General features: G+C 66.6%; 13 protein-coding genes. 10 read left to right on the top strand and 3 right to left on the bottom strand.

Features of this window, described 5'->3' with window-relative positions:
• Positions 1-2: 2 nt before the first annotated feature.
• Positions 3-1,325, bottom strand: coding sequence for an MFS transporter (locus A5759_RS05645; RefSeq protein ID WP_068194936.1), 1,323 nt, complete (start codon positions 1,323-1,325; stop codon positions 3-5).
• Positions 1,326-1,588: 263 nt separating this feature from the next.
• Between A5759_RS05645 and A5759_RS05640 the strand changes: the two genes are divergently transcribed.
• Together A5759_RS05640 and A5759_RS05635 are read left to right on the top strand one after the other, a co-directional pair.
• Complete coding sequence (locus A5759_RS05640) at positions 1,589-3,859, top strand: catalase (protein WP_068194934.1); 2,271 nt, start codon at positions 1,589-1,591, stop codon at positions 3,857-3,859.
• A 151-nt stretch (positions 3,860-4,010) separates the two neighbouring features.
• Positions 4,011-4,277 carry a DUF732 domain-containing protein gene (locus A5759_RS05635; RefSeq protein WP_068194932.1) on the top strand — a complete coding sequence of 89 codons (267 nt, stop codon included), beginning with the start codon at positions 4,011-4,013 and terminating at the stop codon, positions 4,275-4,277.
• Positions 4,278-4,293: 16 nt separating this feature from the next.
• Here the strand turns inward: A5759_RS05635 and A5759_RS05630 are convergent, their stop codons facing one another.
• Positions 4,294-5,148, bottom strand: a complete 855-nt coding sequence (locus A5759_RS05630) for an SDR family NAD(P)-dependent oxidoreductase (RefSeq protein WP_068194929.1) — start codon at positions 5,146-5,148, stop codon at positions 4,294-4,296.
• A gap of 156 nt (positions 5,149-5,304) precedes the next feature.
• On the opposite strand from A5759_RS05630, the gene A5759_RS05625 reads away from it, so the two are divergent.
• A complete protein-coding gene (locus tag A5759_RS05625) occupies positions 5,305-5,898 on the top strand; it encodes a TetR/AcrR family transcriptional regulator (protein ID WP_068194927.1) in 594 nt (197 codons plus the stop codon).
• A gap of 13 nt (positions 5,899-5,911) precedes the next feature.
• On the opposite strand, the gene A5759_RS05620 is transcribed toward A5759_RS05625, so the two are convergent.
• Positions 5,912-6,940, bottom strand: coding sequence for a fused (3R)-hydroxyacyl-ACP dehydratase subunits HadA/HadB (locus tag A5759_RS05620; protein ID WP_068194924.1), 1,029 nt, complete (start codon positions 6,938-6,940; stop codon positions 5,912-5,914).
• 161 nt (positions 6,941-7,101) lie between these two features.
• Here A5759_RS05620 and A5759_RS05615 point away from each other — a divergent pair, with 161 nt between their 5' ends.
• From A5759_RS05615 to A5759_RS05585, 7 genes are all read left to right on the top strand, one after another.
• Positions 7,102-8,100 (top strand): glycoside hydrolase family 6 protein, encoded by a 999-nt coding sequence (locus tag A5759_RS05615; RefSeq protein ID WP_068194921.1) that lies wholly within the window; start codon positions 7,102-7,104, stop codon positions 8,098-8,100.
• Positions 8,101-8,138: 38 nt separating this feature from the next.
• Entirely contained in the window at positions 8,139-8,711 is a 573-nt protein-coding gene (locus A5759_RS05610; protein WP_068194919.1) for a hypothetical protein, read from the top strand.
• A gap of 57 nt (positions 8,712-8,768) precedes the next feature.
• Positions 8,769-9,599 (top strand): LLM class F420-dependent oxidoreductase, encoded by an 831-nt coding sequence (locus A5759_RS05605; protein ID WP_068195199.1) that lies wholly within the window; start codon positions 8,769-8,771, stop codon positions 9,597-9,599.
• A 160-nt stretch (positions 9,600-9,759) separates the two neighbouring features.
• Entirely contained in the window at positions 9,760-10,965 is a 1,206-nt protein-coding gene (locus A5759_RS05600) for an acyl-CoA dehydrogenase family protein (RefSeq protein WP_068194918.1), read from the top strand.
• The gene (locus A5759_RS05595; RefSeq protein WP_068194913.1) at positions 10,958-12,133 is read left to right on the top strand and encodes an acyl-CoA dehydrogenase family protein; all 1,176 of its coding nucleotides are present in this window, start codon (positions 10,958-10,960) and stop codon (positions 12,131-12,133) included. Before A5759_RS05600 ends, A5759_RS05595 begins: the two co-directional genes overlap by 8 nt.
• Positions 12,134-12,249: 116 nt before the next feature.
• On the top strand, positions 12,250-13,389 hold the full coding sequence (locus A5759_RS05590) for a 1,4-beta-xylanase (protein WP_066840950.1): 1,140 nt from the start codon (positions 12,250-12,252) through the stop codon (positions 13,387-13,389).
• A gap of 134 nt (positions 13,390-13,523) precedes the next feature.
• Positions 13,524-14,111 (top strand): DUF222 domain-containing protein (locus A5759_RS05585; RefSeq protein ID WP_156616821.1); only part of this gene is annotated, 588 nt, incomplete at its 3' end.

Genomic DNA, 14,111 nt, shown 5'->3' with positions numbered 1-14,111 from the left:
CGTCATTCCGCACCAGCGGGTCGGGGCCTGGCACCCAGGGCGACGACCAGAGCGGCGGCGGCCAACGACAGCGTGCCGACCACCCACAGCGCGACCTTGCTGTTACCGGTCAGGTCGGTGAGCCAGCCGGTGATGTAGGGGCCACCGAACCCGCTTAGGTTTCCCAGCGAGTTGATCAGTGCGATACCGCCGGCGGCGGCCGCTCCGGTGAGGAAAGACGATGGCAGGGACCAGAACACGGGTAACGCGCACATGACGGCACACGTGCACAACGTGACGGCCAGCATCGCAAGGTAGACGTCGGTCATGTAAAGGGCTGCCGGGATGGTGACACCGCCCACGATCGCCGGGATCGCGACGTGCCAGACTCGCTCGCCGGTCCGGTCCGAGTGCCAGGCCCAGGGCACCATGACGAGCGCGGCCACGGCATACGGAATCGACGTGACCAGTCCGCGCTGGATGATGCCCAGATGTACGCCGTACTCCTCCTGGAAGCCGGCGACGATGGTGGGCAGGAAGAAACCCACCGCGTACAGCCCGTAGGTGATCCCGAAGTAGATGAACGCCAGGGCCAGAATGCGCGGATGGGTCAGCGCCTTCTTCAGCGGCCAGTGACCACTGCGCTCGGCAGCGGCCCGCTCCTGGTTCAATGTCGTTTGCAGCCAGTCCTTTTCGTCGTGATGCAACCAGCCCGCGGTACCGGGCCGATCAGTGAGATAGAACCAGCAGATCACGCCCAGTATCACGGCCGGAAGCCCCTCGACCAGGAACATGAAACGCCAGCCGGCCAACCCGAAGAAGCCGTGCCCCCAGTCGATGATCAACGACGAGATCGTCGATCCGACCGCGGTCGAGACGGGTACGGCGACCATGAACAGCGAAACCGCCCTCGACCGCTGCTTCTCGGGGAACCAGAACGTGAGGTACAAGATGATGCCGGGGAAAAAGCCGGCCTCGGCCACGCCGAGAAGGAAGCGTAGGACGATCAACGTCTGCGCATTCGGTACGAAAGCGATTGCCGCGCTGATGATTCCCCAACTCACCATGATCCGCGCCAGCCAACGCCGGCCCCCGAACTTGTTCAGGGCGATGTTGCTGGGCACTTCGAGCAGCAGGTAGCCGAGGAAGAAGATCCCCGAGGCGAAGCCGAATGTCTTGGCGTTCATCGCGAGGTCGTCGTTCATGCCGTTGGGTCCGGCGAACGCGATGTTGACCCGGTCGAGATAGTTGACGACGTAGAGCAGGAAGAGGAACGGGATGAGGCGCCAGGTGACCTTTGTCAGCGTCCTGTCTTCGACGGCGCGATCCGGCAGGTAGGTGCTCACAGGTGTCCCTCCGGGTCCCGCGCCGCGGTCGAGTTGTGCGTCCTCACGGAGGCTAAACGAGGCATGTCGAATGACGGCGGAAACTGCGAGACCGGCCGCAATCACTCGGGCTTGGTAGCACGAACGCTCGCCACCCGGCATCGGCATTGATGCCCGCGAAAACGTTTCAAGTGGCCCTGCACGGGAAACCCGCCGCCGCGAGGAAGCCAGCCGTCGTCGATGACGGCTATCGGCACCGAAACAGTCGCGATAGGGAGAGATCGATGGCGGATGACCGCGCACCCAAGGAAGCCGTTAAGGGCATGGTCGAGGAGGCCAAGGGCAAGGCCAAGGAAGCGGCCGGAACGCTGCTCGGCAATGAAGAACTCAAGCGCGAAGGCCAGGCCGAACAGCACAATCCGTCCTACATTCCCGGCGCGCCCGGTCCGGAGGCCCCGTCGGTTGACGAGCCGACGGCCCCGCGCGACCCGCTGCCGCCGAAGCCCGATCAGACGGCGCCCAAACTGCGGACCGCGACGGGCACTGTCACCGACGGACCACTGACCGCCCGCGGACAGCAGGGCGCGTACCTCACCACCGCACAAGGCGCGAGGCTGTACGACACCGACCACTCCCTGAAGGCCGGTGAGCGCGGGCCGACCCTGTTGCAGGACCATCACCTTCGCGAGAAGATCACGCACTTCGACCACGAACGCATCCCGGAGCGGGTGGTGCACGCCCGCGGCGCCGGCGCGCACGGTGTCTTCCGCGGCAATGGCGCCGCCGAGAAGATCTGCAAGGCACAGTTTTTGAAGTCCGGCGAGGAAACCGAGGTCTTCGTCCGTTTCTCGACGGTGCTCGGCAACCGCGGCTCGGCCGATACGGTGCGTGACACCCGCGGGTTCGCCACCAAGTTCTATACGCAGCAAGGCACCTTCGACCTCGTCGCCAACAACATCCCGGTGTTCTTCATCCAGGACGGCATCAAGTTCCCCGACGTCGTGCACGCCGCCAAGCCGCATCCGGACCGCGAGATCCCGCAGGCCCAAAGCGCACACGACACCTTCTGGGATTTCGTGTCGCTGCACACCGAAGCCCAGGCGCACACCATGTGGAACATGTCCGATCGCGGGATTCCGCGGTCGTACCGGATGATGGAGGGGTTCGGCGTGCACACGTTCCGGCTGATCGGGCCGGACGGATCGACGTCGCTGGTGAAGTTCCACTGGAAGCCGCGCCTCGGGGTGCACTCCCAGGTTTGGGAAGAAGCGCAGATCACCGCCGGGGTCGATCCCGACTTCCATCGACGCGACCTCGCCGACGCGATCGAGAAGGGCGTCTACCCGGAGTGGGACCTCGGGGTGCAGGTGTTCCCGGACACCCCGGAGCAGATGTTCGAGGGCATTGACCTCCTCGACCCGACGAAGATCGTGCCCGAGGAACTGGCGCCGGTAAAGGTCATCGGAACGATGCAGCTCAACCGCAACGTGACGAACTTCTTCGCCGAGACCGAGCAGGTCGCCTTCCATCCCGGCCATCTGGTGCCCGGTATCGACATCACCGACGACCCGCTGCTTCAGGCGCGGCTGTTCTCATACCTCGACACGCAGATCACCCGGCTGGCGGGCCCGAACTTCAGCCACATCCCGATCAACCGGCCGCACGCTCCGGTCAACGACATGTTCCGCGACGGGTTCCACCAGTCCGGTGTGCACCCCGGCGTGGCTCCGTACAAGCCGAACTCCCTCGACGGCGGCTGCCCTTTCCTCGCTGGAGCGGACACCGGCGCGTTCATCGAGGTGCCCACCGTCGTTCCCGAATCGACGAAACGGCGCGACGCACCGGCCACCTACGACGACCACTTCAGCCAGGTGACCTTGTTCTACCGCAGCCTGAGTGCGGCCGAACAGGAGCACGTCGCCGAGGCGTACACGTTCGAACTCGGCAAGTGCTACGAGCAGGCGATCAAGGAGCGCCAACTGGTGGCGCTGGCGAACGTCGACACGGACCTGTGTGCGAAGGTGGCCGAGGGGCTGGGCCTCGCGGCGCCTGCTCCCACGGTCGTCCCCGCGGACCCTGAGGTACTCAGTCCCGCGTTGTCGCAAGTCGGGCAGGAATGGCCCGTCGAGGGCCGCCAGATCGGCATCCTCACGGGTCCGGAGTCCGACCTCGCCGGCGTCGCGGCCGCTGTCATGGCGATCGCGAACGCCAAGAACGTGCCGTTCGTGGTCGCCACGCACGGCGGCACCCTCGAGCACGACGGCGGCCCCATCCCGGTGTCGCGCACCTATGCGACCGCCCGCTCGGTGGAGTTCGACGCGATCCTCATCGCGGGATCGCCGGCGAACGCCAAGGCGAAGACGATCGTCGACGAAATGTACCGGCACCATAAGGCGATCGCGATGCTGCCGGAAGGAACTGAGCTTGCTGGCACCGTAGCGGTTCCGACCGACGGGCCCGGGCTGTTCTCCGGCCCCGACACGGCGACGCTGGTTCAGTCACTGCTCAACGCGCTCGGCCAACACCGGGTGTGGGATCGGGTGGTCCTGCCCTGACGGTTTCGCGTAGCCGGCCGCGACCCTGAAGGAGGTTTGCTGAAAGCGCCCCGGGCGCATCGTCGCGGGCATACCATCGACCTGCCTGACGAATGGGATCCGTCGATGGTGGAAACACCCGATCCGATGGAGGTTCGACATGTTTCCCGTAATGCGTCTCGGGGTCGGAGTCGCCACCCTCGCAGTCGTCCTGGCCGCACCCGCCGGAGCGACCGAGGACGAGTTCCTGCGCGAGCTCCAATCCCGGTATTCCTTCCTGACATCCGAAGAGCTGCTCACACAGGGCTACCGGGCCTGCGCGGCCAGCAGCGTCGGTGTCCTGGCACCGGATACGGTCAACATGATCAGCGCGGACCTCGGCATCTCGACCGGCGCGGCGATGGACATCGTCAGCCGCGCGCTACTCCGGCTCTGCTGAAACGCGCGGCCCCGCGTCACCGCACCAGGGTGGCTCCACCGTCGAGGCGGATCTGTTGTCCGGTCATGAACCGTGATTCGTCGGCGAGCAGATAGAGCGCGGCGTAGGCGGATTCCCATACGCTGCCGCGGCCCATTTTCAGCTTGACGACCTCGCTGTGCCTTTCGGTCGCCTCGTCGGCGTTCAATCCGAACAACGATTGCGACTCCCGGTTGGCCAGTACGGAGTCGATGGGACCCAACATCAATGTGTTGACCCGGATTCCGGCTTCGGCGAACTGGACGGCGGCCAGTTCGGTGATGTGGTTCAGACCGCTTTTGCCCAGTGCGTAGGGCATGATGCCGATGTTCAGCCCGAGCTCGTTCTTGACGCTGGCGATCGACGAGATGTTGACGATGCTCCCGGTGGTGTCGCCAGGATTCTTCTCCATGCATTGGGCGGCAAAGAGATTGCAGTGGTAGCAGCCGAGCATGTTGACGTTGATGCCGTAGTTGAAGTTCTCGACGGTCATCGAGTTCGAGTCGAAATCGAACGGGGGATTGGTGGCCGCGCTGTAGACCATCCCGTCTACGCGGCCGCTGGTCGCCATCGCCGTGTCGAAGATGTTCTGGCAGTCACCTTTGTCGGCGACGTCGGCTTCGACGGCGTAGGCGCGACCGCCTTCTGCGGTGATCATCTCGACCGTCTCCTGCACCGCCGCGGGGTTGAGGTCGACAGCCACGATCTCTGCGCCGTGGCGCGCGGCCAGAATCGAGATGGCGCGTCCGTTCCCCGTGCCGGGGCCGGCGCTCTGCCCCGCACCCACGACCACGACGACCTTGCCGGACAGGCCGAACGCCGTGCGATCTCTGCGATCGAAGTCAGTTGACATGGTTCTCCTCTTTTGCGCGGCGCTCGCGACAGCTTCCGTAAGCCTCAGGTTTCCTGACCAAGCGTAAAGCTAACCCCTGACCAACCGTACAGCACGCTCCTGTACGGTTGGTCAGCTAGAGTGGGCGGCTGTAAGCAGTCCGACAGAGAGACCCGTGTGAGTGACCATCCGACGGAAACCGGCGGCCCGACCCGGCAACGGCTCATCGACGTAGCGATCGAGCTGTTCAAGCGGCACAGCGTCGCAGGCACGTCGCTACAGATGATCTCTGACGAGCTCGGGCTCACCAAGTCCGCGATCTACCACCACTTCCGAACCCGTGACGAACTGTTGAGCGCCGTGATGGAACCGGTTGTGCACGAGGTGGCCGCACTCGTCGAAGCAGCCGAGGCGCACCGCGGTCCGCACGCTCGCGCCGACCACATGCTCGTCGGTTACGCCGCGATCGCAGCCTCGAACCGCGAACTCCTGCCCCTGCTCACCGGCGACCCCGGAGTCACCGGGTTGTTGCGCGCACGCGCCGAATGGCGCGAGGTGGTCGAGCGGCAGATGGCGTTGCTCGCCGGCGTCGAACCCGGTCTCGGGGGCCAGGTGAGGGCCGCGGTCCTGATGTCCGGGATCGCCTCCGCGGCCGGCCTCGACTACGGCGACATCCCCGAGGAGGCACTGCGCGAGAAGCTGATCGCTGCCGGTCGCCGCACCCTCGGATTGCGTAGGCCGCAGGGGCGCGACGCGCGGGCCGACAGCTGAGCCGCGCCGAGCCTCAGCGGAAGCGGATGTTCATCGTCGCCAGGCCGAAGATCTTCTTTCCCGCGGATCGCGCCGCCACCACGATCACACCCGATCGGGTCGCGGGATCCAGCGACTTGATCCTGCCGCTGAACTCGATGTCGGCACCTTCCTCGGCGGAGACGATCGCGGGTGCGGACAGCCGCACCGCGTAGCGGGTCACCGCGCCCGGGTCACCGGACCAGGCCGAGACGAATCCGGCACCGAGGCCCATGGTGAGCATGCCGTGGGCGATGACGTCGGGAAGCCCGGCCAGCTTGGCGATGTCCTCGTCCCAGTGGATCGGGTTGGCGTCCCCGGCGACGCCGGCGTAGTTGACCAGATCCCCGCGGGACAACCGGGTGTGGCGCACCGGGAGCTCGTCGCCGACCTTCACCTCGTCGAACGACGGTGTCCCCGGTGGGCGGTCCGAACCGTCGGCGATCCGGGCCTCGCCCTCGGGCCGGACAGTCTTCTCGTATGCGCCGTCGGCTCCGCTGACCGCGAAGATGTCCACGTCGTGCATCATCTTGGCGTGGACGGCGGTCATGATGTCCGGATCCACGTCGTCGCTGGTCAGCCCCACCACGGTGGTGTGCAGGGTGTGCACCCGCTCGCCTGCGGTGTCGGTGAAGGTGTTGGTGACGGTGATCAGATCCCGGCCTGCGATCCTGCGCACCGACGTCAACTCGACGTCGATGACCAGCTCGTCGCCGGCCACCATCGGACGGTGCTGCTCGAAGACCTCTTCGGTCTGCAGGTAGGTGTCGTAACCGACGACCACCTGCTCGAACATGAGGCGGTTACACGACATGGCCGGAGCCGACGTGAACGTCAGCGGCGCCACCAGACCCGGATATCCCAGCTCAGCGGCGGCCGCCACGTCCCAGTGCGCGGGGTGGTAGTCCTGCACCGCGCGGGCGTATTCGCGCACCTTCTCGCGGCCGACGAGATAGGGGTCGGCCATCCGGTACCAATGGCCGACCCGCGCTTCGATAGCCGACGTCTCAGGTGCTGCGGTCATAGATCTGCTCATCATTTCTGCCGGTTTGTCGGTAAGGCCGACCCCAGCACACTAACGCGCGCAAACCTCGAGCCCTCGCCGAGCATGGCCGCAGGCTGCACGGTCGGTTACCAGGGCCGGATTGGCGGGGCCGACCGTGAGCCATTAATTTCCCTGGGGTGATGTCCTCAGCTGTTCGCGCCGTCTCGCGAATGACCGCACCCGTCCTCACCCTGGTGGTCGTCGCCTCAGCGGGGCTCCTCGCCGGCCCGGTATCGCCGGGTCCGGCGCCGACGGTGCGGTTGGCCAGCGAGGGCAACCCGTTGGCGGGCAAGCCCTTCTACGTCAACCCGACGTCCAAGGCGATGCGCGCCGCGCAAGCTGCGGACCCGCCCAGCCCCGAACTGTCCGCGGTCGCCAACACCCCGCAGGCCTACTGGCTGGTGCCGGGTTCGTCGGCGTCGACGGTGGCGAAGTATGCGGGCGATGCGCAGGCCGCCGGTGCCCTACCGGTGTTCGCCATCTACGGGATTCCCCACCGCGACTGCGGAAGTTTCGCCGCGGGAGGCCACGGATCCGGTGAGGCGTATCGCCAGTGGATCGACGGCATCGCCGCCGACATCGGCCCGGTGCCCGCGGCGGTCATCGTGGAACCCGACGCGCTCGCCATGGCCGACTGCCTGTCCGGGGATCAGCGTCAGGAACGCTTCGACCTGATCCGCTACGCCGTGGACACCTTGACCCGTAACCCGTCGACCGCGGTGTACGTCGACGCGGGCCACCTGCGCTGGCACAGCGCGGAGGAGATGGCGTCTCGGCTCAACCAGGCCGGTGTCGCCGGGGCGCGGGGGTTCAGCCTCAACGTCGCGAACTTCTTCACCACCGAAGATGAAATCGGTTACGGCGAAGCGATCTCGGGCCTGACGAACGGCAAGCACTACGTGATCGACACCTCCCGCAACGGGAACGGTCCGGCCGAGGGCGAGCTCTACTGGTGCAACCCCAGCGGACGGGCCCTCGGTGTCGCGCCCACCACGGCCACCGCGGGTCCGCACGCCGACGCCTATCTGTGGGTCAAGCGGCCCGGCGAATCCGACGGGACATGCGGCAAGGGCGACCCGCCCGCCGGTGATTTCGTCAACCAGTACGTGATCGAGTTGGCGCGCGGCGCGGGCCGCTGACACGTTTGAGCGCTGACACCGAAGGAAATGGATTGATCATGCCCACGCCACGAACGTCGCCGACGTCCGCGTCGATCCTGATGGTCAGCCTGATGGCACTGACCGGTTGCGCCGCGCTCGAGAACAAGGAGACCCACAGTACGGCGACGGCAGAGTCCGGCACCCAGACGCCGTTGGCCGCACCGCGCACCGAACCGCGCACCCCGGCGCCGAATCCACCCCCGTCGGTCGATCGGAAGCTGCCGATCGGGGACGTCTCGCTCGGGATCGACGACCGCGGCGACCTCGGGCAGATCATCGTCGACAGCACCGGCCGCACGCTGTACGTCTTCTCCCAGGACGCTCCGAACGAACCGACCTGCTACGACGAATGCGCCGACACCTGGCTGCCGCTGTTGGCGGATGCCGATCCGGCCGGCGGTGTCGGTATCGACGTGGCGTCGGCCAGGACGGTGCCGCGTCGCGACGGCCGCGAGCAGGTGACATACCGCGGCCATCCCCTCTACCGGTATGCGGGCGATCAGACCGACAGGGACGCCAACGGGCAGGGACTCGACATGTTCGGCGGGGAATGGCATGTGCTGACCAAGTTCGGTGAACCGCTGGCCTGAGGAATAGCCGCGTCGTTCGCCGGCGTTGGCATGCGCATCGACGGAAGCGAGAGCGGCATGGACTTCGGGATTTCGACCTTCGTCAATGACGACACGATCGACACCGTGTCGTTGGCCCGCGCCATCGAGGAGCGGGGCTTTCACGCACTCGTGGTCGCCGAGCACACCCATATCCCGGCCAGCCGGCAGTCGCCGTATCCGATGGGCGGGGACCTGCCGAAGGTCTACTACCGGACCCTGGATCCGTTCGTGACCCTGGCCGCGGCGGCGGCGGTGACCACGAAGATCCAGCTGGCCACCGGGATTGCGCTGCTGATCCAGCGCGATCCGATCACCACCGCCAAGGAAGCGGCCAGTATCGACGTGATCTCGGACGGCCGGTTCGTGTTCGGTGTGGGCGCGGGGTGGAACATCGAGGAGTTGCGCCACCACGGCACCGACCCCAAGACCCGCGGTGCGCTGCTGGACGAACGCATCGAGGCGATCAAAGCGCTGTGGACCGAGGAACCCGCCGAGTATCACGGGCGCTTCGTCGACTTCGACTCCTCGTTCCTGCGTCCGAAGCCGGTGCAGAAACCGCATCCGCCCATCGTGGTCGGCGGCGACTCCGATGCCACGGTCAAGCGGGTGATCCGTCATAAGGCAGGCTGGATCTCCAATCCACTGCCGGTCGAGAGGCTGGCCAAACGCATCGACCAGATGCGCGAGGGTGCGGGCCATGACGTCCCGTTGACGACGTTCGGAACGCCTGCGAATCCGGACTACTGGCGCGCGCTCGAGGACCTCGGCTACCGGCAGGCGAACCTGCTGCTACCCACCAAACCGCGCGACGAGTCGCTGCGACTGCTCGACGACTACGCCGACAAGGTCGCCAAGTACCGCGGCTAAGTCAGCGCGGCTAAGTCAGCGCGAGCGACCGCGTCTGTACGGCAACACGCCGTAACAAGACGTACAAAGGCGGTCGCTCGCACACCTCAAGCGCGCAAGCAGAGCCCGAATTGAGGAGCCCGCCGATTCTCGACGCGCGTCGAGTTTCTATCGTGACTGCATGAGCAATGACGCTGATGCCGGTCGGGTCGCCGAACTGGCGCGCGGGGTCGTCGCCGACCACGACCCGAAGAGCGTGCCGATTCCCGAATTCCTCGGCGCCTGCTACGACGCCGGTCTGACCTGGGTGCACTTTCCCGAAGGCCTCGGTGGGCTCGGGGTGTCCCGCGGTCTGCAGGCCGTCGCGGACCGCATCCTGCAGGGCGCGGGCGGCCCGGTGCCCCTCGGGCTCAACCCGATGGGCTACGGCATGGCCGCGCCCACGATCCGCGAACACGCCCAGACCGATGACGTCAAACGAAATTGGTTGCGCCCGTTGGCGACCACCGACGATCTGTGGTGCCAACTGTTCTCCGAGCCGGGCGCAGGCTCCGATCTGGCCGGGCTCGCCACATCGGCCGTGCGCGACGGAGACGACTGGGTCATCAACGGCCAGAAGGTGTGGACGAGCCTCGCGCACCGAGCGCGCTGGGGGCTGCTGCTCGCGCGCACCAATCCCGATGTGCCCAAGCACAAGGGCCTGACGTACTTCGTCATCGACATGCACGGGGCCGGCGTCGAGACGCGACCGCTGCGCCAGATGACGGGCCAGGCCGAGTTCAACGAGGTCTACTTCAGCGACGCCCGCATTCCGGACAAGCACCGCCTCGGCGAGGTCGACAACGGCTGGGCCGTCGCGATGACGACGCTGATGAACGAACGCACCGCACTCGGCGGCAGCGGCAGCAGGCGCGGCGCAGGCACCATCGCCGATGCGACCGGGCTGTGGGCGTCGCGACCCGAGCGCCACACCCCGGTGCTGCGGGACCGGCTCACACAGCTGTGGCTGCGCTCGGAGGCGCAACGGCTCACCTCCGAACGCTCACGCGCGGCCGCGACGGTCGGCGGACCCGGCCCGGAAGGGTCGGTCGGCAAGTTGGTCGGCGCCGAGCTCAACCAGGACATCTACCAGTGGTGTATGGATTTCCTTGGGCCAGAAGGGATTCTGTATCACGGCTATCAGCAGGTTAGCGGGCACCCGGTCGCAAAAAGGGACAGCGACTGGCAGGGGCCCATCCAGCAGCGGTACCTGCGCAGCCGCGCCAACACCATCGAAGGCGGGACGTCTGAGGTGATGCGCAATATTCTCGGCGAACGCATCCTCGGGCTGCCCGGTGACCTGCGTGCCGACGCCGGCATGCCGTGGAAGGAGATTCCCCGTGGTTGACAGCCCAGCCTCGCAGGCCGAGTACAAATTCACCGAGGAACAGGGCCAATTGCGCGATGCGGTGCGCAAGTTCAGCGCCGAACACTTCTCCGAGGAGACCGTCCGCGGGTTGATGGAGTCCGACCCGCCGTTCGATCCCAAAGTCTGGGCCCGACTCGGCGGCGAGCTCGGCGTGCTGGGTCTGTCGGTGCCCGAGGCCGACGGCGGAGTCGGCGGAACGCTCATCGATCAGGCCGTGGCCATCGAGGAGCTCGGGGCACGGTTGGCGTGTGGGCCGCTGTTCGGCACGGTGTACCTGGCGATCCCGGCCCTGGTGGCCGCCTCATCAGGGCCGGTGCGCGACGAACTGCTCGCCGACCTCGTCGAGGGTCGGCGCACAGCGGCGTTCGCCGTGGTGGACCGCGCCGGCGCGTTCGATCCGGACATCGTCTCGGTGTCGGCTTCCGGAGATACGTTGTCGGGCACGGTGACTCAGGTTGTTGACGGCGGCATCGCCGATGTTCTGTTGGTCGCCGCACGTGACGGTGACGGCGTCGCCCTGTATGCCGTCGACGGCACCGCCGACGGAGTGCAGCGCACACCGCTGGCCACGCTCGACCTCACCCGCTCCGAGGCGAACGTGACGTTCACCGATGCGCCTGCCCGCGTGATCGCCGGGGCCGAGGAAGCCACCCGGGTGATCGACCATGCGCTGCAGGTCGGTGCGGCGCTGCTTGCGGTGGAGCAGGTGGGCGCCGCTCAGCATCTGCTCGACCTGTCAGTGGATTATGCGAAGTCGCGGTTGCAGTTCGGCAGGCCGATCGGGTCGTTCCAGGCGGTCAAGCACCGGCTCGCGAACCTGCTCGTCGACGTCGAGCACGCGAGGTCGGCTGCCTATCACGCGATCTGGGCGCTGGCGGACGGATCCGACGATCCGGCACTGGCCACCAGCATCGCTCAGGCGGTCTGCTCGGGCGCCCTGACCCACGTCGCCAACGACACCATTCAGGTGCACGGTGGCATCGGGTTCACCTGGGAACACCAGGCGCATCTCTACTACAAGCGCGCCGCGACGAACGCGGTTCTGCTGGGCAGCACCGAGGAGCACAGGGACCGGGTTGCGGCGATGGTGCTCGACGGCGCGGAGGCCGAGCGGGTGCCGCGGGTCGCCGACGGCCTGACGGTCTGAGCCTGTCTCGTCAGGCGTGACTTGCGTCACCTGGTTGATAACGATTCGAAACCTGTTGCGTTGCAAGATGAGACACGAGGACCAAACGGGTCAGCTGTGAACACTATGTTCACAAGGTGCGCCGGCGAACCGCCCTCAAACTCCCGCTGTACTTTGCAGCCGCCGCGGCGCTGACCAAGCTGCCGTCCGCCGCTGCGGCCGAGACGGGGCGGTGGTCGGCTGACCGCGCCAATGCCTGGTACGGGGAGCAGGGCTGGCTGCTGGGCGCCAACTACGTCACCTCGAACGCAGTCAACCAGCTCGAAATGTTCCAGGCGGGCACCTACGATCCACGCCGCATCTCCGGTGAGCTCAGCGTTGCTAGGCGGATCGGGATGAACACCATGCGGGTGTTCCTGCACGACCAGCTGTGGGCGACGGACCGGGCCGGATTCAGCCAGCGGCTTTCCCAGTTCGTCTCCATCGCGGCGAGCCACAACATCAAACCGCTGTTCGTGCTGTTCGATTCGTGCTGGGATCCGTTGCCCAAGGCCGGCCCTCAACGCGCGCCGATCAAGGGAGTGCATAACTCGGGCTGGGTGCAAAGCCCTGGCGCTCACCGCCTGGAGGATCCGGCCTACACCCGCGTGCTGCAGAGCTATGTCACCGGCGTGGTCGGCCAGTTCCGAAACGATCCGCGGGTTCTGGGGTGGGACGTGTGGAACGAGCCGGACAACCCCGCGAAGGACTACCGCAAGGTCGAGCACGCAGACAAGCTGAAGCTGGTCGCGGCGTTCCTGCCACACGTGTTCCAGTGGGTGCGAGCGGTGAAGCCGATCCAACCGTTGACCAGTGGCGTGTGGCAGGGCCATTGGCGCGACCCCGGCAGCCGCAGTGAAATCGCCAGCCTGCAGCTCGAGCTCTCCGACATCATCAGCTTCCACAGCTACGCCGAGCCGTCCGAGTTCGAGAACCGCATTGACGAGCTCGCCCCGCTGGGCCGGCCGATCCTGTGCACCGAGTACCTCGCCCGCAACCTCGGCAGCACGGTCGAGGGCATCCTGCCGATTGCCAAGCGGCGCAACGTCGGTGCCTACAATTGGGGCTTCGTCGCCGGGCGGACGCAGACGTACCTTCCGTGGGACTCCTGGAACGATCCGTACACGACGCTTCCGGAGACGTGGTTCAGCGATCTGATCCACCCCGACGGTCGGGCGCACGACGATAACGAGATTCGCTTCATCCAGAAGCTCGCGGGTTTGAGCACCGCGAGCTAGGGTCCGCGCCTCGACTGACCATCTTTTGTCGGGAATCGACTCGACTGCAGCAGTTTTCGGCATTTTGTGCACAATCTTGGCGAGGTGGACTTTGGGGGCCGGAATTTGTCGGTGGTGGGTGTGATGATGCGGTTATGACGTTGAGCGCCGCGCCTTGTGGGGCTGAGGAGCTCTCGGCCGATGAGCGCCTGGGGGCGCAGTTCGCTGCGCTCGAGGAGTTGGCCGGTCAACGCAACGCCATCGATGGGCGCATCGTGGACATCGTGGCTGCGATCGAGCGTGAGCGGTCGTGGGGTATCACCGGGGCGCGCTCGGTCAAAGCGTTGGTGGCCTGGAAGCTGGGTCTGTCTGATACCACCGCCAAGACGATCACCGCGATCGCCCAGCGCATCGAGGAGTTTCCCCGCTGCACCACCGAGTTACGGGAGGGCCGACTGTCGGCCGATCAGGTCGGGGTGATCGCCCAACACGCCGGCCCGGGATCTGATGAGCACTACGCGCAGCTGGCCTCGGTGGCCACCGTCAGCCAACTGCGCTTTGCAGCCAAACTCGAACCGCGCCCCGAGCCCGAACGCCCCGCCCCCGCCCCCGAACCGTCGCTGAGCAAAACCGTCGGCGAGCAGTCCACCACCTACCGCATCACCTTGCCCGCGTTGGAGGCCGCCAAGTTCGACGCCGCCCTGCAGTCACACCGCGACGCGCTGATCAACGAACACCTGCGC

The organism is Mycobacterium sp. 852014-52144_SCH5372336 (assembly GCF_001665615.1).
GTDB classification, from domain to species: Bacteria; Actinomycetota; Actinomycetes; order Mycobacteriales; family Mycobacteriaceae; genus Mycobacterium; species Mycobacterium neumannii_A.
This window is presented reverse-complemented; position numbering and strand designations above follow the sequence as displayed.

What these genes read in the sequence shown, in the direction of transcription:
- A5759_RS05640 (WP_068194934.1), top strand. Translation starts at nt 1,589, where the DNA reads ATGGCGGATGACCGCGCACCCAAGGAAGCCGTTAAGGGCATGGTCGAG.
- A5759_RS05635 (WP_068194932.1), top strand. Translation starts at nt 4,011, where the DNA reads ATGCGTCTCGGGGTCGGAGTCGCCACCCTCGCAGTCGTCCTGGCCGCA.
- A5759_RS05630 (WP_068194929.1), bottom strand. Translation starts at nt 5,148, where the DNA reads ATGTCAACTGACTTCGATCGCAGAGATCGCACGGCGTTCGGCCTGTCC.
- A5759_RS05620 (WP_068194924.1), bottom strand. Translation starts at nt 6,940, where the DNA reads ATGACCGCAGCACCTGAGACGTCGGCTATCGAAGCGCGGGTCGGCCAT.
- A5759_RS05615 (WP_068194921.1), top strand. Translation starts at nt 7,102, where the DNA reads ATGTCCTCAGCTGTTCGCGCCGTCTCGCGAATGACCGCACCCGTCCTC.
- A5759_RS05610 (WP_068194919.1), top strand. Translation starts at nt 8,139, where the DNA reads ATGCCCACGCCACGAACGTCGCCGACGTCCGCGTCGATCCTGATGGTC.
- A5759_RS05605 (WP_068195199.1), top strand. Translation starts at nt 8,769, where the DNA reads ATGGACTTCGGGATTTCGACCTTCGTCAATGACGACACGATCGACACC.
- A5759_RS05600 (WP_068194918.1), top strand. Translation starts at nt 9,760, where the DNA reads ATGAGCAATGACGCTGATGCCGGTCGGGTCGCCGAACTGGCGCGCGGG.